The 20,911-nt window shown below is 58.9% G+C and carries 17 protein-coding genes; 8 read left to right on the plus strand and 9 right to left on the minus strand.

All coding sequences use genetic code 11. The features are described from left to right. Positions 1-24: 24 nt before the first annotated feature. A complete protein-coding gene (locus M5B98_RS02880; protein ID WP_248741750.1) occupies positions 25-666 on the plus strand; it encodes a DUF1345 domain-containing protein in 642 nt (213 codons plus the stop codon). 219 nt (positions 667-885) lie between these two features. Next, entirely contained in the window at positions 886-1,383 is a 498-nt protein-coding gene (locus M5B98_RS02885) for a hypothetical protein (protein WP_248741751.1), read from the plus strand. Positions 1,384-1,446: 63 nt separating this feature from the next. On the opposite strand, the gene M5B98_RS02890 is transcribed toward M5B98_RS02885, so the two are convergent. The 3 genes from M5B98_RS02890 to M5B98_RS02900 all read right to left on the minus strand — a co-directional run bounded on the left by M5B98_RS02890 (position 1,447) and on the right by M5B98_RS02900 (position 7,169). Further along, positions 1,447-3,891, minus strand: coding sequence for an autotransporter outer membrane beta-barrel domain-containing protein (locus M5B98_RS02890; protein WP_248741752.1), 2,445 nt, complete (start codon positions 3,889-3,891; stop codon positions 1,447-1,449). Positions 3,892-4,135: 244 nt separating this feature from the next. Further along, on the minus strand, positions 4,136-6,223 hold the full coding sequence (locus tag M5B98_RS02895; protein WP_248741753.1) for a hypothetical protein: 2,088 nt from the start codon (positions 6,221-6,223) through the stop codon (positions 4,136-4,138). Between the two features lie 100 nt (positions 6,224-6,323). Further along, positions 6,324-7,169 (minus strand): hypothetical protein, encoded by an 846-nt coding sequence (locus tag M5B98_RS02900; RefSeq protein ID WP_248741754.1) that lies wholly within the window; start codon positions 7,167-7,169, stop codon positions 6,324-6,326. Positions 7,170-7,378: 209 nt separating this feature from the next. On the opposite strand from M5B98_RS02900, the gene M5B98_RS02905 reads away from it, so the two are divergent. The 5 genes from M5B98_RS02905 (at position 7,379) to M5B98_RS02925 (ending at position 12,627) form a co-directional block, all read left to right on the plus strand. Then, positions 7,379-8,404 (plus strand): LacI family DNA-binding transcriptional regulator, encoded by a 1,026-nt coding sequence (locus tag M5B98_RS02905; protein WP_318654167.1) that lies wholly within the window; start codon positions 7,379-7,381, stop codon positions 8,402-8,404. 64 nt (positions 8,405-8,468) lie between these two features. Beyond that, on the plus strand, positions 8,469-9,251 hold the full coding sequence (locus tag M5B98_RS02910; protein ID WP_248741755.1) for a sugar phosphate isomerase/epimerase family protein: 783 nt from the start codon (positions 8,469-8,471) through the stop codon (positions 9,249-9,251). Next, positions 9,244-10,263, plus strand: coding sequence for a sugar kinase (locus M5B98_RS02915; protein ID WP_248741756.1), 1,020 nt, complete (start codon positions 9,244-9,246; stop codon positions 10,261-10,263). The genes M5B98_RS02910 and M5B98_RS02915 overlap by 8 nt, the downstream gene beginning before the upstream one ends. A 66-nt stretch (positions 10,264-10,329) precedes the next feature. Next, positions 10,330-11,628, plus strand: coding sequence for an MFS transporter (locus M5B98_RS02920; RefSeq protein ID WP_102622667.1), 1,299 nt, complete (start codon positions 10,330-10,332; stop codon positions 11,626-11,628). A 21-nt stretch (positions 11,629-11,649) separates the two neighbouring features. Further along, positions 11,650-12,627 carry a 2-hydroxyacid dehydrogenase gene (locus tag M5B98_RS02925; protein WP_248741757.1) on the plus strand — a complete coding sequence of 326 codons (978 nt, stop codon included), beginning with the start codon at positions 11,650-11,652 and terminating at the stop codon, positions 12,625-12,627. A gap of 141 nt (positions 12,628-12,768) precedes the next feature. Here M5B98_RS02925 and M5B98_RS02930 read toward each other — a convergent pair whose 3' ends face one another. From M5B98_RS02930 to M5B98_RS02945, 4 genes are all read right to left on the minus strand, one after another. Then, complete coding sequence (locus M5B98_RS02930; RefSeq protein WP_248741758.1) at positions 12,769-13,956, minus strand: pyridoxal phosphate-dependent aminotransferase; 1,188 nt, start codon at positions 13,954-13,956, stop codon at positions 12,769-12,771. Positions 13,957-13,997: 41 nt separating this feature from the next. Beyond that, on the minus strand, positions 13,998-15,623 hold the full coding sequence (locus M5B98_RS02935; protein WP_248741759.1) for a methyl-accepting chemotaxis protein: 1,626 nt from the start codon (positions 15,621-15,623) through the stop codon (positions 13,998-14,000). 224 nt (positions 15,624-15,847) lie between these two features. Beyond that, complete coding sequence (locus M5B98_RS02940; protein WP_248741760.1) at positions 15,848-16,987, minus strand: glycerate kinase; 1,140 nt, start codon at positions 16,985-16,987, stop codon at positions 15,848-15,850. Between the two features lie 91 nt (positions 16,988-17,078). Beyond that, complete coding sequence (locus M5B98_RS02945; protein ID WP_248741761.1) at positions 17,079-18,203, minus strand: sugar diacid recognition domain-containing protein; 1,125 nt, start codon at positions 18,201-18,203, stop codon at positions 17,079-17,081. A 170-nt stretch (positions 18,204-18,373) separates the two neighbouring features. Here M5B98_RS02945 and M5B98_RS02950 point away from each other — a divergent pair, with 170 nt between their 5' ends. Next, a complete protein-coding gene (locus tag M5B98_RS02950; RefSeq protein WP_114883312.1) occupies positions 18,374-19,684 on the plus strand; it encodes an MFS transporter in 1,311 nt (436 codons plus the stop codon). Positions 19,685-19,747: 63 nt separating this feature from the next. Here the strand turns inward: M5B98_RS02950 and M5B98_RS02955 are convergent, their stop codons facing one another. Continuing rightward, on the minus strand, positions 19,748-20,119 hold the full coding sequence (locus M5B98_RS02955; RefSeq protein ID WP_085710015.1) for a DUF6124 family protein: 372 nt from the start codon (positions 20,117-20,119) through the stop codon (positions 19,748-19,750). Positions 20,120-20,472: 353 nt separating this feature from the next. Continuing rightward, a complete protein-coding gene (locus M5B98_RS02960; RefSeq protein WP_248741762.1) occupies positions 20,473-20,838 on the minus strand; it encodes a hypothetical protein in 366 nt (121 codons plus the stop codon). Between the last annotated feature and the right edge of the window lie 73 nt (positions 20,839-20,911).

Here is a 20,911-nt window from a genome sequence, read left to right on the forward strand (position 1 = left end):
ACCACCCTGGCCCATCGAGTCCTCATGCGCTTCCTCGCCCGCACCCACCCTCGCCTTTCCGCTGCCGCGTTGTTCGGCCTTGCCGCAGGCCTGCTGGCCCCGGCGGAATCTGTCATCAGCAAAATCCTCATCGGCTGGAACGCCGGGGTCTGGACGTACCTGATCCTGATGCTTTGGCTGACCATCCGCGCCAAAGCGCCGGACGTCAAGCGTATCGCCGAGGTCGAGGATGAAAATGCCGGGCTGGTGCTGTTCGTCGTCTGCATTGCCGCTTTGGCCAGCCTGGCCACCATTACCGTCGAGCTGGCCGGCAGCAAGGATCTGGAAACCACTCGCAAACTCCTGCACTACGGTTTTACCGCGCTGACGGTGATCGGTTCATGGCTGCTGATCGGGGTGATTTTCTGCGTTCACTACGCCCGGCTGTTTTATACCTGGGACGGCAAGGAGCCGGCACTGCGCTTTGCCGAAGGCCTGACGACACCCAACTATTGGGACTTTCTGTACTTCTCGTTCACCATCGGCGTCGCTGTGCAGACAGCGGATGTCGGCGTGGCTACGCGGGAGATCCGCAAGATCGTGCTGGCGCAGTCGTTGATAGGGTTTGTGTTCAATACGGCGATTCTGGGGTTCTCAATCAACATCGCCGCCGGCTTGTTTGGTTGAGTTGCCCAAAATCATCAGGTTTTTTTCGGCGGTTTTGAATGAAACCTCAGAATGGAAACCGAATTTAAGGAAGTCTAAAAAAATCACAAAAATAAACGGCTGTAACCTGTCAACTCTGACAGTTTACAGCCGCCTCTTCTTTGAGCTTCCATACAACATCCAGAAGTAGGACCGGTCAGTCTTTGGATGACTCTTACCATTCTGTATGGAGATAAACTCATGAGCTTCGCAGCCCGAGCCTACGCACCAACACTTTCTGCACAACCGTACTTGTCGGCCACCATCAATGGTGATGCCAATCCAAACTTCAGACACGTCAAGATCCCGCCATTCAAAGAATTTCGCTCAACATCTGTGCCTGTACTCGAGTTAAAAGACTTTCCCGATGGTCGGTATTACTGGCTCAGAGCCGGGCACACCGAAAATGGAATGACACAGACAATCGAATTTGTCTTTTCCGCGAAGCCCGCGCCAGGAACGGTTTCACTATCCAAGAACATGGACGATGTCCGAGTGACCTATAACTCCAACCCGGTGAACGGTGACTTGCACATGGCCGAAAGCGGTAGCATCACGTTTCAATACGATGACATCGAAAAAAACCTGACAGCAACGTGGACGGGTTTTTTTGATCATGGCGGTTCAGATGGTGACAGTCTGTTTCCGATCTCTGGAGAGCTTCTTGTTATCACCGACCTCAGCAAGATCCAAAGATAACTTGCCGACAGCCCATAATAAAAAAGGAAGCTTTCAAGCTTCCTTTTTTATTTCCGACCCCATTCAGAAGTTATAACTCAACCCCACACTCCCCCCCAGCTCCTGGTCAACTTTAGTACCGCGGCTGGTGCCAACCTCGGCGTAGACCTGCCATTTTTTGTTGGTCGGGACCCAGTTCATTCCGCCGGTCAATTCCAGGCTGGTACTGGACAAGTCATTATTGAAATCAGTGTCGTTGACGCTGACGCGGTTGTTATTGACAAACTCGTGGCTGACGGCGGCACGAAGGCGCGGCTGCAGCTTGCTGCCATTGTCCAGCGTGAGCTCACGCCCCACCGTAATGCCGAGCTTGCCGAGTACCGAGCGAGTCTCGTCGCTGTCTACCTGCAAGCCATTGTCCAGGTGGTAGCGCTTGCCCTCAACGGCCGCCAAACCTATTTGCGCAGAAGGCTCAATGAAATAACCGCGGTTCAAGGGAATGTGCTTGCCGACTTCGACGGACCCACTCAAACCCAGGTTATCGAAGTTGCCTTTGGTTCGAGTGTCGTCGCTCAAGGTGACTTTGACATCGTTATTGAAACGGTTGATCTTGCCGACGGTATCCACGTAATACCCTGTCGCCTGATCAAACCAGGTCAAGTAAAGACCTGCATAAGCGCTGTCAATCGTACCGGAACTGCCTCGCGCCAGATCCAGACGTGTATTGCTGTACCCGCCAAAGACACCGATCAACCACTGACCATCCCAAAATGGCAATGCTCGATCCAACCCCACCGAGACACCTGTCTGGTGTTGATTGAAACCGTTACCGTAGGCGCCCTTTACGTTGTACTGATTTCCGTAGGTTCGAATCCAGAGACCGGATGACGAATCTTGAGTATTCGAGCTCAATGCCCCGTCCGATTGTGCCCCAGGCTGAGTGCCGGCCATGCGCCGGTCTCCGAGGCGAGTATTGAGAGTGGTCATCTCAGAATAAATGACTGTGGGCGCTGTTCCGGAGATCGCAAGAGCGGTTTGAGAACCCGTGCTCGGTGTGGTCCCATCGGGTTGCAGAAACAGCCCTTCGCCCTCTTTTACCAGCTTGTAGGCCAGGGCGCCGACATCGACTTGCCCATTTTTCAGGGAAAACTGCGCATCTCCGGAAGCGACGTTCCCCACTTTGACCGGCGCGCCACTGGCGGGCTCGCTGGCGGTAGCCGCCACCACCAACTGATGCTGGCCCGTTGCCGATTGTGTGACATTCAAAAAATCCGTCTGAGCACTACCCACATCCGAGCGCATAAAAAACTGACCATTACCCGATAAGGTGGCGATATCCAGCTGACTGTAGGCCTGGTCTGTTCCAAAACGCACAGCACCGCCCTGCATGTCCAGACGCGAGACTGAGTTACTGCTACCTGCCATGTTCCATTCGGCACCTCGGCTGACCGACATGCTGCCGACACCGGAAACAGCACCCTTGAATTGCGCATTGTTGTCCAGCACCACCGCTCCCGCACCGGTGCCCTGGATATTGCCGGAGAGAACGCTTTGGGTATCGAGCTTTACCGAATCGACATTGACCAGGTTGCCATCCAGTGTCGCGGCGTTTTTCAACGAAACGCTGGCGACACCACCTTCAGCGACTTCGATGTTGCCGGACAATTTACTGTTGTCGACCTGGAACTGTGCAGCGGCTCCATCGACGACTTCGAGGAGATTGCCATTCCCCCCGATCAAACGAGAGCCGTTGTTGACATCGATCAGCACTGGCTGACCGGCAGGTGTTGCGAAATCGACAGTAATCGCCGCGCCACTGAGCCCCTCGACGGTCGCGCCATCCAGTATTAAATGACTTTGACCAGTGACATCGCCGGGATTGGCTACGGTGTCCTGCCCGAAAGTGACCCCGTTGAGATCGCCGGTAATCTTGCTGCCGGCACTTACATTGGCATTCCCGCCAAACAGGGCCAACCCGATACCGTCCGCATCCGTTGCGCTCACTTGGGTATTGATCAGATTCAACGTGCTGAGTGAAGTCACCGCTGCACCGAATGTCCCACCTCGCAAAGTACTGCCAATGACAGTAGCGGTAGATCCCACGGGGATCAGCAGATCCCGGGCCAGCGTCAGTGCAGCGCCCTGGCTGATCAGCGTGCTGTTCGAGAGGGTAGCCAGGCTGTCAGTCAATGCCAGCGCAGCTTCAAAACCTGTGCTGGTAACAGTAGATCCGGCAAGGCCGACTCGAGCGCCTGCGGAGGCATCAATCTGTGATGTCGTGGCGTTATCGCCATTAAGAGCGCCTCCACCGACTTGAATATCCAGTGCACTGGCGCCGTTGATATTGAGCGTAGCGGTCGCAGGAACAAACCAGGCTTCGGGTGTAGCGCCTGTGGAAACGGTCGCCACCTCTCCCGGTAGAAGGTTACGTGCATAAGCGGGCTCTGAAGTGGTCATTATCACCACAGCATAAGTGAGCACACCGGTAAATTTCATGAACGTCAATCCCGGTATCTTTTCAAACTTCATAACAACTACTCTCTGAGATTTGTCAGGACAGGAGAAAGACGGTTCACAGCATGGCTCCACAGACGCCTGTCGTTGGCGGCGTCGGAGAATACCTACAACTTCGAATCATCTATGTAGGACTAATCCTCTTTACAGGTAGGGCTCGTCCCTGCCGAATGAAGTGCTATCAGCCATTTCGAAGACAGAGCAACGGCATTGCCGGGAGAGCAATGATCTCCCGGCGAATGCAACCCTGGCATTTATGCTATGGCCCTGGATTCCAACCCGGCTCTGACTCGCAGTACAGGAAGTCTGCGTTGAGCAAATAGATCGTCATTTCCGTTACACCGGATGTAGGAACTGTCGGTGTCGAATACCAGACTTTTACATAACCCGCGTAGAAGTCTGCAGGATCCGGAGTGGCGGGTGGAGGCTCTGGTACATTCCGGATCACCGGATCATAAGGCCCGACATCAAAGATCATCCCGGCGGTCAATTCAGGCCCGGTAATGTTTCGGGTTTCGGTGAACTCCGTATCGGCCGGTGCCGGCGTTGCATAATCATCCGTCCGGAACCCGCGCCAGTTGAAGGTAACAGGCATACCGTCTAAAAAGTGGCTGTTTGGCGGAATGCGGAATCTGGCTATATGATCGCCGGCCAATACGGTCAGACTTTCGCAAATAATGAAAGGATCGGAAGTCCCGTCTGCAGGCGGCCGTACGAACTCTGGAGGATCAAGATTAATGACCACCGTATTGACCGTCACATCGGTTTCTTCCGAAGTTTGGATGTTGTTACGGTTGGGGTTCTCGTATTCCCACCATACATGTTTCGCTCCCAGACCGCCGGGACCGACAATGCTATAAGGCAAAGGCATATCAATAATTGTATTGATATTTTGATCGTCCATCGGCACTGACCCCACAACGATCTTGCCTTCATCGCCAAGATAATATGCGGTGACCAGATCACCCGGTTCCGGGTCTGGAAAGGTAGTACCTGGAGTAGCAGGTGCTGTATCAATGAATATCGTGGCCGTTTGATTGGCATCATGTGGGCCCAGCACGTTATCGGTAACAGGGGGTTGTCCCCGTACGATCGCCGCCTGGAACTCGGGATTGACGGCTGGAGGTGGATCAATTGGGTCGACGGTATAAGGCGGGTGCGTCGAGAAGTCAGTGTTTACTCTCGTATCCACATCACTGACAGACACTAAGTTACGCATCAAATCGGCTCTGACCTGAACAGGTACCTCGTAATTCTGGCCGGTCTGATTATCGAAATACTCTGCGCTCAAATCGGCCCATGGAATAGTGAAAACGAGTTTGTTCAGGGTGCCGAACGGCAGGTCCTGGGCAGGCTGGTTTCCCCATTTCAGGCTCACCTCATCATCATTGAGTGCGTTCACCGGCCGATCAACTTCGGCAATAACACCTGCACGCGCATCGTTCAGGTCGATCAGACCGTCATCGTTTGCCGGTACGCGCAGTGACCTCAATACGGGCAACGGCAGAAAGCGAGTGTTTTTGAAACTTACTGACCACGCACTTTCGTTGCCTGCAGCATCAATAATAATGAACCAGATGAAAGCCCTGCCGCTGGTTATGTTCCTCAGCACGGCAGTCGGAATTACGACCTCACCATTGGCGGGCATGGCAGCATCGAAGAAAGGCGCCACCTGCGGAGGATTGGTCCGTTGATTAGCCACATACAACCGCACGTGGTCATCCGGTTGAGCATTGGGATAAGTATTGTTGATCGCAACCCTCAACCCCATCGAGCTGCCCGGAAGAGCTGCCCAGGTATCGTCCAGATCGCCAGGGGCGTTGGGAAATGACACTTCCGGGGGTAATTTGAGACCAGGCCTTTGTCCGGGATTGGGCGCGGTCTGGATCGGTTTTGCTTGCCGGGGTGCCGTGCGGTCGATGAAAAAACGCATGATGGGCGAGGTCAGCGGGTTGAGACCGCGTTCAAAAAGCACACACCGTACCCAGATGGGTGTAGGTCCGTCCGGCGTTACATCCTCGCCGAGAAAATCGGTCGGTATCGTGACCGGAAACTTGGGAGGACGGCTCGCCACCGACCCGAGGTTGACCCGTGGCAGTCGAGTAAAATCCGAGGGTTGCGGATTCGCAGGAGGCAGGGTTCTTGTGACTTCCAGTGCCACCTGGTCAGCATTATTCGGTGTCAACCAGACTGTCGTGTCCAGCAACAACGTTAAAGTACTGCCCACGGGAATTGCAGCGACGGGAATGATATCGCCCTGCGGGCCGCGGCCATCCGGTAACTCGGGAGTTGGCGCCACTAGGATCCCACCACCCTGCCCCGCAGTTCCAGCTTGAAAACTTGTCATGTGTGTTCTCCAATACTCTGAACAATGGATATCAATACTTCCTTCATCGACAAGGGCGTTATCGCCGACAGCAGTCGCCTTTTCGGTTACAGCAACATCGTTATTTCATCCAGCCTGCATCCGAACAAAAATCACTACTGCCCGGAATCACTCTGTCTATTTTCACCAGACCCGTAAAAGAACTGAATTCTGGAATTCCGTTTCGCAGTAACAGATATTTAGCCGTCGCTGAATGGTTCTCACGCATAGGTTCAATGTGTGCAGCGAAAGGTCTTATTACAATCAAGACCGGCCGTTTGTTGGCCACATCCGTTACAGGAGCGGTAAAGATAAATTCGGGAGTTAACGCAGCTCCCGATCCGTTCAACGAATCCCACCCTTGCCAGGCGAGACTGATCACATCGCCTGTCTGAAACAGGTCATTGAACGGAACCAGAATGCGTACGCCCTCCCAGACAAATAATGCATCAGGATCCAGAGGGTTGTTTTTTTTGCAACCGATATATCCCCAAAGAGTTGCATCGGGGAACGTTACTTCTTTCAACAACTGAGGTGGTGTAATCGCAAACGTCAGGCGCCGTGATAGCGACGTTGTCAGGTTGACCGAGCGCACGGTGTAGTAAATTTCAAATGTGGCCAGATCGGGAAGCAAATCCGGCCTGATTCGAATGTGAAACTCGGGGGCATTGTCGGCAGCACCATACTCGGCCCATGCAATGAAGTTCGGATTGCCGAGGATAAAGATCTCGACGCGATCAATACGCGTATCTGGAAGTACAGGAAACGCGGGCCACCTATCGATGATGCAGACAATTCCGTTTTGTTTCGCATCCGGCGGTAACGTCCCGGCCGGATCCAACGGGTCGACGCCTTCGAATCGAGGCAGATCGAGTAAAATGCCTGCGTTGAAAGCGTTGCTTTTGGCACGGGGATCATCAGCGGACATGGATAATTTCTCGCTCTTCATTCGCCCTTCACTTGCAAGAAATTAAGCGCCCGTATCCAGTAGTTGCCTACTGTCAGATCTGACAGGTGAAACCACCGCTTGTCGGAAACGGTGAAGCAGATGCAATTTCATTCCAAAGACTTCAGTTGACGGCTACCGTACAAATGGTGTTTTCTGAAACCGGTTTCAGACAATAAGAAGACCCGACCGTGAACGATTTCTCCGCCGCCCAGCGCAGCCGCGTGACCATGCTCGACGTCGCCGAACACGCGGGCGTATCCAAGGCCAGTGTCTCGCGCTTCATCGGCGATGACCGCGCCCTGCTCTCCGATGCCATCGCCCAACGCATCGAGCAGGCGATTGCCGAACTCGGCTACCGTCCCAATCAAATGGCCCGTGGCCTGAAACGTGGCCGCACGCGCCTGATCGGCATGCTGGTGGCCGATATCCGCAACCCTTATTCGATTGCCGTGATGCACGGGGTGGAAACCGCCTGCCGTCGGCACGGCTACAGCCTGGTGGTGTGCAACACCGACCGCGATGACGAGCAGGAACGCCAGCACCTTGCGCTGCTGCGCTCGTACAACATCGAAGGTTTGATCGTGAACACCCTTGGCCATCACCGGGATGAACTGGACGAGTTGAAGCGGGAAATGCCGCTGGTGCTGGTGGATCGCAAGGTCGACGGGCTGGACAGCGACATGGTCGGGTTGAACAACCCGCAAGCCATCGAAATGGCGCTGGAACATCTTCAGCAGCGCGGCTACCGCGACGTGCTGCTGGTGACTGAGCCCTATGACGGCACCAGTTCGCGCATCGAGCGGGTCAGCAGTTTTCAGCAGCAGATTGGCCAGCGCAAAGACATGCGTGGCGCGGTGCTGGAAACCAGCCCAAGCCTTGCGAACGATCTTCAAACCTTTTTGAACACACTTGATAACGGCCCGAAAGCCCTGTTCTGCGCCAATGGCGTGGCGGCGCTGGCCTGCACCCTGGCATTGCGCGAATTTGGCTGCCGGTTGTTCGAGGATGTCGGGTTGATCGCACTGGATGATCTGGATTGGTATCCGCTGGTAGGCAGCGGGATCACCGCCCTCGCCCAGCCGACGGAGGAGATTGGTGCGCGGGCGTTTGAGTGCTTGCTCAAGCGGTTGCGTGGGGATGATGAAGCGGCGCGGACGCTGGATTTTGCACCGGTGCTGATTGAGCGCGGTTCGACGCGCAGCAAGGCGGAATAAGGCCCTACGGGGCCACCCAAAATTTTTTTAACAAAAATGAAACCGGTTTCAGAGGTATAAAACAATGAATAAACCTGCCGTTTCCATCAGCCTGTCCAGCTACGGCGCGGACCTTGTGCGCCGTCGTGGTCAAGGCTTTTTCATCGAGGTGCTGGCCACTGCCGGCGCCAATCGAATCGAATGGCGCGAAGAGCTGCTGACCAACGAAGTCCCCGAACAGCTCGCCGCCGCAACACAAGCCGAAGGCCTGCAAAGCATCTATTCCTCGCCCACCGAACTGTGGCTGGCCGGTCAGTCGCGACCCAATCCCGAACTCATCACCGCGCTGCAAAACGCCGAAGCGTTCGGTTCGAAGTGGCTGAAAGTGTCGCTGGGTTTTTTCACCGACAACAACGATCTGCAGACGCTCGCGCAGATCCTTGCGCAAAGTCCGGTGCAACTGCTGGTAGAGAACGACCAGACCCTGCACGGTGGCCGCATCGAACCGTTCCAGCGCTTCTTCGCTGCCGTCGAACAGCACAACCTGCCGATCAAGATGACCTTCGACATCGGCAACTGGCAATGGCAAGACCAGTCCGCCACCAGCGCCGCACGCTTGCTGGGCCGCTACGTCGGCTACGTACATTGCAAAGCCGTGGCCCGCCGTGCCGACGGCAAACTGGTGGCGGTGCCGCCCGCCGCCACTGACCTGCATCTGTGGGAACAACTGCTGCGGCACATGGCCCAAGGGGTCATGCGCGCCGCCGAATACCCGTTGCAGGGCGATGACCTGGTGCAACTCACCACCGAACACGTCGCCGCCCTCGCCCGCCTCGGCCAATCCCGCCTGGAGCCTGCTCATGTCTGAGATCGATATTCTGTCGTTCGGCGAAACCATGGCGATGTTTGTCGCCGAACAATGCGGTGATCTGGCATTCGTCGACCAGTTCCACAGGCGGATTGCCGGGGCGGACAGCAATGTGGCCATCGGTTTGTCCCGGTTGGGTTTCAACGTTGCGTGGCTGAGTCGGGTTGGCTCTGATTCGCTGGGACGATTTGTCGTCGAGACCCTGGCCCGCGAAGGTCTGGATTGCAGTCATGTCGAAGTCGACAACGCGCACCCGACCGGTTTCCAACTCAAATCCCGCAACGATGACGGCAGCGATCCGACGGTCGAGTACTTCCGTCGCGGCTCGGCCGCCAGTCATCTGTCGCCGCAGTCGATCACCCCGACGCTGTTAAGCGCCCGGCATCTGCACGCCACCGGCATTCCACCGGCGCTCTCCGCATCGGCGCGGGAAATGTCCCATGAACTGATGACCCGCATGCGCAACGCCGGGCGCAGCGTGTCGTTCGACCCGAACCTGCGCCCGAGCCTGTGGGCCAGCGAGCGGGAGATGATCACCGAGATCAACCGCCTCGCCACCCTCGCCCACTGGGTATTGCCAGGGTTGAGCGAAGGTCGCTTGCTGACCGGTTTTGAAGACCCGGCGGACATCGCTGCGTTTTATCTCGATCAGGGTGCCGAGGCCGTGGCCATCAAACTCGGGCCGCAGGGTGCGTATTACCGCACGCATCTGGATCAGGGGTTTGTCGCCGGGGTGCCGGTTGAAACCGTGGTCGATACGGTCGGCGCCGGCGATGGATTTGCGGTGGGGATGATCAGCGCCCTGCTGGAGCACCTGAGTTTTCCCGAAGCCGTCAGACGTGCCAACTGGGTTGGCAGTCGGGCGGTGCAGAGCCGTGGCGACATGGAGGGTTTGCCGACCCGATCCGAACTTTCGGCTGAACTGGAGGCCGTCAATCGCGAGCAGGCTCGCTCCCACAAGGGTTCTGAGTTGGAATCCGATCCAGTGTGGGAGCGAGCCTGCTCGCGATAGGGCCAGTACAAACAACCGATTAATTGAACCTGCTGCGACAAAAACAACAAGCTCAGGAGCAAGACCATGAAAACCGCAACCCTCGCCACCCGCCGCTGGTGGTACATCATGCCGATCGTGTTCATCACCTACAGCCTCGCGTACCTGGACCGCGCCAATTACGGTTTCGCCGCCGCGTCCGGAATGGCCGCCGACCTGATGATCACGCCGGGTCTGTCCTCGCTGCTCGGCGCGCTGTTCTTCCTCGGCTACTTTTTCTTCCAGGTGCCCGGCGCGATCTACGCGCAAAAGCACAGCGTCAAGAAGCTGATCTTCGTCAGCCTGATCCTCTGGGGCGGGCTCGCCACGCTGACCGGTGTGGTCTCCAACGCCTATTGGCTGATCGTCATCCGCTTCATGCTCGGCGTGGTCGAAGCGGCGGTGATGCCGGCGATGCTGGTGTACCTGTGCCACTGGTTCACCCGCGCCGAACGCTCCCGGGCCAACACCTTCCTGATCCTCGGCAACCCGGTAACGATGCTGTGGATGTCGGTAGTTTCGGGTTATCTGGTACAGCATTTCAGCTGGCGCTGGATGTTCATCATCGAAGGGCTGCCGGCGGTGCTCTGGGCATTCATCTGGTGGAAGCTCGCCGATGATCGTCCTGCCCAGGCCAAGTGGCTCAGCGACCGGGAAAAGCACGACCTTGAGAGCGCTCTCGCCGCCGAACAGGTCGGGATCAAAGCGGTGAAGAACTACGCCGAAGCCTTCCGTTCGCCGAAGGTGATCATTCTGGCGCTGCAATTCTTCTGCTGGAGCATCGGCGTCTATGGCTTCGTGCTGTGGCTGCCGTCGATCCTCAAGGCCGGTGCGCAGATGGACATGATCGAGGCCGGCTGGCTATCGGCGTTGCCGTATCTGGCAGCAGTGATCGGCATGCTGCTGGTGTCGTGGGGCTCGGACAAACTGCAAAAGCGCAAACGCTTCGTCTGGCCGCCGCTGCTGATTGCCTCGGTGGCGTTCTACGGCTCCTACGCTTTGGGCGCGGAACACTTCTGGTGGTCGTACACGTTGCTGGTGATCGCCGGCGCCTGCATGTACGCGCCTTACGGGCCGTTCTTCGCCATCGTTCCGGAGATCCTGCCGGCCAACGTCGCTGGCGGCGCCATGGCGCTGATCAACAGCATGGGCGCCCTCGGTTCGTTCGGTGGCTCCTATCTGGTCGGTTACCTGAACAGCTCCACCGGTTCGCCCGGCGCTTCGTATCTGTTGATGAGCGGAGCGCTGATGCTCTCTGTGGTGCTGACGATTTTTCTCAAGCCCGGCGCCAGCGACCGGGTGACGGCCAAGCGCGTCGCACCACGCCCGCTGCCGGCCCATTCCTGAATTGATAGAGAGATGACTGCGATGAAAAAGCAGGTTGTGCTGTACAAGAAACTGTCGCCGGCGCTGATGGCGCGCCTTGAGGAACAGGTCGATGTAACGCTGATCGACAGCCTCGACACCGACGGTCTGATGAAACTGCGCGACGCCCTTTCCGCCGCCCACGGCTTGCTTGGCGCCAGCCTGAAACTGGATGCGGCGCTGCTTGATCTGGCGCCACAGCTGGAAGCGATTTCCAGCGTCTCGGTGGGCGTCGACAACTACGACATCGACTACCTGACCCGGCGCCGGATCCTGCTGACCAACACCCCGGACGTGCTCACCGAAACCACCGCCGACACCGGTTTCGCGCTGATCCTGGCCACCGCCCGGCGCGTGGTGGAGCTGGCGAACATGGTGCGCGGCGGTCACTGGCATCGCAGCATCGGCCCGGCGCATTTCGGTACCGATGTGCACGGCAAGACGCTGGGCATCATCGGCATGGGTCGGATCGGCGAGGCGTTGGCGCAGCGTGGGCATTTCGGATTTGGCATGCCGGTGATCTATCACAGTCAGTCGCGCAAACCGGCGGTTGAGGCGCGGTTCGATGCGCAGTACCGCAGCCTGGAGGATCTGTTGCAGCAGGCGGACTTCATCTGCCTGACGTTGCCGCTGACTGCGCAGACTGAAGGCCTGATCGGCGCCGAACAGTTCGCGTTGATGCGCCCGGAAAGCATCTTCATCAACATCTCCCGGGGCAAGGTGGTGGACGAAGCCGCGATGATCGAAGCGTTGCGGCATAACCGGATTCGCGCGGCGGGGCTGGATGTTTTCGAACGCGAGCCGCTGAATCAAGATTCACCGTTGCTGCAGTTGAACAACGTGGTGGCCACACCGCACATGGGTTCGGCGACCCATGAGACGCGCGAAGCGATGGCGCGGTGTGCGGTGGAGAATCTATTGGCGGCGTTGTCCGGTGAAAAGCCCGCCAACCTGGTGAATCCCCCGGTGTGGCAAAGCTGAAACGTTCAGCGCCTGTCAGGCCGTATTCGCGAGCAAGCTCGCTCCCACAGTGACTGTGTCGTTCACATAATCTGTGTACGCCAGAAAACCTGTGGGAGCGAGCTTGCTCGCGAAGAGGCCGGTGCTGGCAACACAAAGTTCTCAGGCGCTGCGCACCTGGAGAAGCTGCGCAGCGCACAAGGCAATCCTTGAACACGCATCCGCCAGCTTCACCCGATCCACCACCAACCCGATACGGATATGACCCGCCGCACTCGGCCCGAACGCCTCTCCCGCCAACACCGAAACCCCATACCCTTCCAGCAGCCGCTCGGCAAAGTCCTGCGCGCCGATCCCGGTCTGGCGCACATCGACCATCACGAACATCCCGCCATCCGGCCTGATCGGGTACAACCCCGGACAGCCGCGCAACCGCTCGCACACCAGATCCCGGCGCAACCGGTATTCCTCACGCATCTGCGTCACTTCCGGCAAATCCTTCTCCAGCGCGACCTGAGCGGCTTTCTGCACAAAGTCCGGCAGGCCGAACAACATGCTCAACGACAGGTTCACCAGATGCTCGGCCAACGGCTTGGGCCCGATCATCCAGCCGATGCGCCACCCGGTCATCGCATGGGATTTGGACAGACTGTTGATGGTCGCGGTGCGCTCGGCCATGCCCGGCAGGCTCGCCGGGCTGACATGCTCGCCTTCGTATAACAATTCGCTGTAGACCTCATCGCTGATCAGCCACAGGTCATGACGGATGCACAGCGCTGCCAGCTCCTGCCAGATCAACAGAGACAGACTGGCGCCGGAGGGGTTGTTGGGACTGTTGAGCAACAGGGCCCGCGTCCTGGGTGTAATCCGCGCCGAGACATCCGCCGGGTCGACTCGAAAGCCGTTTTCCGGACGAACCGGCACTGGCACCACGGTCGCGCCGCAAGCGCCAAACACACCTTCGTAGGTGACATACATGGGTTCGGCGACGATGACTTCATCGCCCGGATCGAGCAGACACTGCGCCACCGAATACACCGCGCATTGCGCGCCGGGCAGCACGATCACATGCTCGGCATCGACGTCCTGGCCGCTGCGTCGCCGATGGCGCTCGGCGATCCGCTTGCGCAGCTCCAGCCGGCCGCGCACTTCGGAATAATGGGTATCACCCGCCAACAGGCTGTCGATGGCGCCGTGGATGATCGGCAGCGGTGTATCGAAATCCGGATCACCCACGGACAGCAGCAAGACATCAATGCCCTCGGCGCGCAGCTCCAGCGCTCGGTCGTGAATCCGCCAGGCCGCTGCTCCCTCCCCGGCGATTCGTTGGGTCAAGGCTGAATAGCGCATGTACGTCTCCTGATTGCGCAGTCTCCAGCCTTCACCCTAGGTCAAATCACAAACCGCGCCACCATCGCATTCAAATCCACCGCCAGACGCGACAGTTCGTGGGTGGCGGCGCTGGTCTGGTTGGCCCCGGCCGCCGATTGGGTGGCCAGATCACGGATATTCACCAGGTTGCGGTCGACTTCACGGGACACTTGCGCCTGCTCTTCGGACGCGCTGGCGATCACCAGATTGCGTTCGTTGATCTGGTGAATCGATTGCGTGATCTGCTCCAGCGCGACGCCGGCGGCACGGGCCATTTCCAGGGTCGTCTGGGTGCGCTGGTTGCTTTGCTGCATCGACTCCACCGCTTCGCCGGTACCGTTCTGGATGCCGGCGACCATTTTTTCGATTTCCTGAGTCGATTGCGCGGTGCGGTGAGCCAGGGCACGAACCTCGTCCGCCACCACGGCGAAACCACGCCCGGCTTCACCTGCACGGGCCGCTTCGATGGCAGCGTTGAGTGCCAGCAGGTTGGTCTGTTCGGCGATGGCGCGAATCACGTCCAGCACCTTGCCGATGTCGCGGCCCTGAGCGGCGAGGCCTTCGATCATCTGTGCGGTGTTCTGCACGTCCCGGGTCATGGTCTGGATCGCATCGACGGTTTTCACCACTTGATCGCGACCTTCACGGGCGGCGTGGGTGGACTGGTTCGACGCTTCGGAGGTCGAGACCGCGTTGCGTGCCACCTCTTCCACCGCTGCAGTCATTTCGTTGACGGCGGTGGCGGCCTGTTCGATTTCGTCGTTCTGCTGTTGCAGGCCACGGGACGCTTCTTCGGTCACGGCGCTGAGTTCTTCGGCAGCGGCGCCCAGTTGCGTGGCGGAACCGGCAATCTGCTCGATGGTCTTGCGCAGGTTTGCCTGCATCACAGACAAGGCTTCCAGCAGACGCGCCGGTTCGTCCTTGCCGTCGACTTCGATGGTTTTGGTCAGGTTGCCGCCGGCGATGGTTTGCGCAGCGGCCACGGCACGGTTCAACGGGGTGACGATGCTGCGGGTCAGCATCAAGGCCAACAATACGGTGGCCACGGCAGCAATGACCGCCACAATGACCACGCCAGTGATGGCGCTGTCGTAATGTTCACCGGCCTGAATCGAGGCGTCTTTGGCACCGGCGGCGTTGATCGCAATCAGTTTGTTGAGCTGCTCGCCCATCTGGTCGGTGCCGTCCTTGATCTTCGTGTTGATCAGGGTGCGCATGTCCTCGACCTTGTCCTGGCGGGACAACTCCATCATCTGGTTCTGCGCTTGCAGGTAGTTGTCCAGGGTCGTCGCGAACGCTTGATATTGTGCCTTCTCATCGCTATCGGCCGGCAATGCGGCGTAGGCAGCCTGGGCGCTGCGCACCTTGTCGACGAGAACGCCGATGCGGGTCTGTGCATCCTGCAGACCGGCGGCGTCACGGTTGACCAGAATGCGGAACGAAAGGATCCGCAGGCGCAAGACGTTTTCCGTCACCACGCCAAGGTAAGCGACGCTGGGCAACTGATTGGTCTGCATCTCGACGGACGCCTGGCGGATGACCGACATGCGGTTGACGGCGAACACGCCGAGCACGATCACCAACAGGGCAATAAAGGCAAAACCGAGGAAGGCACGGGGCGCGATGTTCAGATTACGCAAGGACATAGTAGGACTCTCGGATGATTGAAACTGCGAGCGTCCATGCCGTAATCACTGCCCCGCGAGGGCGGGTTTCAGTCCGGCGTCACTGTGCTGGGAAATCTTCTGTGCGCCTGATCGCTGTATCGGCCAGGCTTTAGGAAGTTTGCGTGTAAAGAAGAAATATTTTTCAAAGTGTTGCGAGTGTTTCGCTATTGAAACACCCGACGTTTTAGATGATGGGTGACAGGTCAGGCCGGGGTTGCCATGCGCCAGACGCGGGCAATGTCCGTAGCACGTTCGCGCAACAGACGTGGGGCTTCGGCGCAGGCTTGCTCCAGAGTCATCGGGCCGCTGGTGACGGCGAAAGCTGCGTCGATGCCGTGTTCGTAGAGCGCCTGATAACCCTCGCCCAGAGTGCCGGCGATGACAATCACCGGTACGCCATGTTGTTTGGCGATCCGCGCCACGCCGAACGGGGTTTTGCCGCGCAGGGTCTGGGCATCGAAGCGCCCTTCCCCGGTGATCACCAGATCTGCGCCTTTCACTGCATCGGCCAGCCCGACCAATTCGGCGACCACTTCAACCCCGGCCTGAAACCGTGCGCCGAGAAACGCCTTGGCGGCAAAACCCAGTCCGCCCGCTGCACCGCTGCCCGGTTCGTCCCGAACATCCTTGCCCAGCGCTTGCGCGCAGAGTTCGGCGAAGTGGCCAAGAGCCTGATCCAGTTGCTGCACTTGCGCAGGGGATGCGCCTTTCTGCGGACCGAAAATCGCCGAGGCGCCGTGGGGGCCGCACAGCGGGTTGTTAACGTCGGCGGCTATGTCGAAACGGACTTGTGCCAGACGCGGGTCGAGTTCATCGAGATCCAGTTTGGCCAGTTGTGCCAGCGCCAGACCGCCAGGCACCAGCGATTGCCCTTGGGCGTCCAGCAGTTTCACGCCCAGCGCCTGCATCGCGCCGGCGCCGCCGTCGTTGGTGGCACTGCCGCCGATGGCCAGAATCACCCGTTGTGCGCCAGCATCGAGCGCTGCACGGATCAGCTCACCGGTGCCGAACGTGCTGCTGATGCACGCATCGCGCTGCCCCGGCGGCACCAGTTGCAGGCCGCTGGCTTCGGCCATTTCAATGATTGCGGTGTGGTTGTGCGGCAGCCAGCCCCACGCGGCTTCGACCGCCGCGCCCAACGGGCCACGCACACGGGTGCGGCGCAACTCGCCTTCGCAGGCGTCGAGAATCGACTCCACCGTCCCTTCACCACCGTCGGCCATCGGGCATTTGACCAGCGTCGCCTGCGGCCAGACCTGCGCCAGGCCCAGCGCGATGGCTTCTGCAACGCCTTGGGCACTCAGGCTGTCCTTGAACGAATCGGGGGCGATGACGATTTTCATGCGAATTCTCCAGTTCCAATGCCCCTCATGCTGCCAGTCGCTTGAAACGTTGACGCCTGTCCGCTGCACAAGTGGCGCAGGCGTTTATTGTTCATTTCGACAAATCCTCGGTCTGCGGCAGCAATTGCACCCCGAGATACAGCGCCAACATGCCGTCGAGCTTCAGCGGATCAACCCCGCTCAACTCGGCAATCCGCTCCATCCGGTAACGCAGGCTGTTGCGGTGAATCCCCAAGGCATCGGCGCAGGCCTGGCTCTGGCCGTCGTGGTCGCACCAACTGCGCAGGGTCGCGAGCAACTGGCCGTTGCTGTCCTTGGCGATGACTTTGCGCAACGGTTTGAGCAGTTCATCCAGCGCATCATCGTTGCGATGGCGCCAGAGCATCACCGGCAAGCGATAGCGATTGAGGGTCAGCAGGCGTGAACGCGGGAGCACTTCGCGGCCATAGGCGAGCAAGTCGCCGACCCGCCGATAGCAACGGCGCAACCCGGCCAGCCCATCGGCCTGCCCGCCGACGGCAATGCGCAGGATGTTCCAGCCCAGGCCATCGAGTTTTTCCAGCAGGCGATCATGCTCGACGTTCTGACTCGCCGGCCGGCACCACAGCAGTGACGACTTGGCCGAACTCACGCACCAACTGTCCGGATAGCGCGACATCAGCCAGGCACTCAGCGCCTCGACGGTTTGCCCAGGCCCGTGCTCCAGGCCCAACTCAAACAGATACGGCACCCGCGTCAGTTGCGGTTTGAGCCCTAGCTGCTGGGCTTCGTCGACCAGCCTTGGCGAATCCCCCGCTTCGCTCAGCAACAACGCAAGCAAGTCATCGCAACGCTGCCGACGCCATTGCTGCTCGGATTGCTGATTGCGCTGGCCCACCAGCATTTCGGCGGTCATGCGCACCAGTTCGGCGTAAGTGCGCAGTTGCTCCGGCTCGCCGGTGATGCCGAGCACGCCGATCAAACGCTGATCGAGCAACAACGGCAGATTGATCCCCGGCTGCACGCCTTTCAGATGCACGGCGGTCTGCGCGTCGATCTCCACCACCCGCCCGTTGGCCAGCACCAGTTGCGCGCCTTCGTGGCGGGTGTTGATCCGCTCCGGCTCGCCACTGCCAAGGATCAGCCCCTGGCTGTCCATGACGTTGACGTTGTAGGGCAAAATGGCCATGGCCCGGTCGACGATGTCTTGGGCGAGGTCGTGATCGAGTTCGAACATAAGGGGAAAATCCTTGAAAACAGGCGCGGACGGTTGTTCACCCGCACAGGGTCTGCCGGCAAACCCTGTGCTCAGGCACAAAGACAATCCGGCCAAAGGTGACCGAGACTCTCAGGGCGATCAACGTTACCCTTTGCATCGCAAAAAATCATAATAAAGAGAGAGCCGCCATGTCGCAGAGCGCCGCTGCCGCCCAGACCATCGCTGACGATAAAAATGCCGTCTACAAACGCATCACCCTGCGTTTGATTCCCTTCATCTTCATCTGCTACCTGTTCAACTACCTCGACCGGGTCAACGTTGGATTCGCCAAACTGCAGATGCTCGACGCGCTGAAATTCAGCGAAACCGTGTACGGCCTCGGGGCCGGTATCTTCTTCATCGGCTACGTGCTGTGCGGCGTACCGAGCAACCTCGCGCTGACCAAATTCGGCCCACGGCGCTGGATCGCGCTGATGATGATCACCTGGGGCACGCTGTCGACCTGCCTGCTGTTTGTCACCACGCCGACCCAGTTCTACACCTTGCGCCTGTTCACTGGCGCCGCTGAAGCCGGGTTCTTCCCGGGCGTTGTGCTGTATCTCTCGCAGTGGTTCCCGACCTTTCGCCGTGGGCGGATCATGGCGCTGTTCATGTCGGCGATCCCGGTGTCCGGTTTGCTCGGCAGCCCGTTTTCCGGCTGGATTCTCAATCATTTCGCCGCGGGCCAGGGCGGTCTGGCCGGCTGGCAGTGGATGTTCCTGCTGCAAGGCATTCCGACTGTAATCCTCGGCGCACTCGCCTACTTCCTGTTGAGCGACAACTTCGCCGCTGCCAAATGGCTGACCCCGCACGAGCGGTCGGTGCTGGAAGCGGATCAGGCCGAAGACCTGGCGAACAAACCGAAAACCACGTCCGATTCGCTGATCGCCGTATTCAAGAACCCGGCCATCTGGGCCTTCGGCCTGATCTACTTCTGCATCCAGAGCGGCGTGTACGCGATCAACTTCTGGCTGCCGTCGATCATCAAGAACCTCGGCTTCAGCGACAACCTGGTGATTGGCTGGTTGAGCGCGATTCCGTATCTTCTGGCGGCGGTATTCATGCTGGTGGTCGGGCGTTCGGCGGATTTGCGTAAAGAACGCCGCTGGCATTTGGTAGTGCCGATGTTGATGGGCGCTGTGGGCCTGCTGATTGCGGTGAACTTCGCGGCGAATCCGGCGATTGCGATTCTCGGCCTGACTATCGCGACCATGGGCGCGCTGACCGGTTTGCCGATGTTCTGGCCGGTGCCGACTGCCATGCTGAGCGCGGGCGCTGCGGCGGGTGGTCTGGCATTGATCAACTCCATGGGGCAGATGGCCGGGTTCCTCAGCCCTTACCTTGTGGGTTGGGTCAAGGACAGCACCGGGTCGACCGATGCGGCGTTGTATCTGCTGGCGGGTGTGATTGTTGGCGGGAGCCTGCTGGCATTGCGGATGACGCGGACCTTGCGGGCCTGATTATTGGCAGACACACAAAAACGGCCCATATCGGGCCGTTTTTTATTGGCGCTCTACGATCGGTCAGGGCCGGGCTTCAGCCGCCGTGTCCAGATTATCCAGCACCCGGTTTACCGCCAGTTCCGCCAGCATGATCAGTTGCCCGATACCCAGCAGCACGTGCCGCTGCGGCGCATCGATCATCCCGGCGAAATCGCTGGCCATGGTTTTGGCCGAGGTCAGGGTTTCGCAGGCGTCGGCCAATAGCTCTTCGCTCGGGATGCCGGGGGCGATGAGGTAGCGGGTGTTGGGTTTGAGCAGGGGTTTTCTGGGGTGGAACGGATTGAGGTAGTGGTCGAGGGCGCGTTCGGCGGCTTCGTGGAATTTCTTGGAGTCGAGGGTTTCGTAGGGGGACGTTGAATCGGCTTCGGGTGGGTTGGGTGTTGGTTTGATCATGGCAAAACTCCTAAGGCACTTATATGGAGCCACCACTCTCGCTACCAAACGATGGTGGTGGCCAGACGCAGGTTGGTAGACCGGGCCTTAGGAGAAACGGCGCACCCGAAGGTGCCCTGCGAATGACCACCATAAAACAGAGACAAAAAGACTCTACAAAATGGAGCACTCTGCATTTAAAGACCCGGGCTACCAAACCCGATCGCTGTTCTTTTCAGCGACGGGATAACGATAAAACCCGGCCTGTAAGCGCACAAGCCGGCGGATTCTGGCGCAGTCGTAGGCAACGGCGCAAGGTTGTGTAGCCTGGGGTGCGTGTCTGAACGTGTCCTTTAAACGCGCCGATTAAACATTCACAACATCCCCGTTTTTGCATCCAGTTCCAGCACCAAGCCCCCCGGCATCTGCACAAAAATCTGCCAGACCCCATCCTCTGGCACCTGCGCCAGTTGATACGGCAACCCACTGCCCTGCACCCGCTTCAAAACCACCGCCGCGTCTTCATCGGTACGAAACGCAATATGGCTCAACGCAGCCTCATCCAGCGCCGGCTGCTCAATCACATGCACCAACGCCTGCCCATCCTGATACAACCAGCGCCCGGGAAACGGAAACGGCGGCCGCCGCCCCGGCGTCAGTCCCAGTAACGCACCAAAAGCGTCCTGCAGCGCCTGACCGTCAGCAGTGTTGAACGCCAGATGATCGAATGTCCACGTCATGTCTGTCTCCTGCGGTTATTCAGGATTCCAGTATCTGCGCTTGCCAATCCCGGAAAAATCCCGCAAAACGCCA

It is taken from the genome of Pseudomonas sp. MWU12-3088 (assembly GCF_023242405.1).
In the GTDB taxonomy this organism is placed as follows: Bacteria; Pseudomonadota; Gammaproteobacteria; order Pseudomonadales; family Pseudomonadaceae; genus Aquipseudomonas; species Aquipseudomonas kribbensis.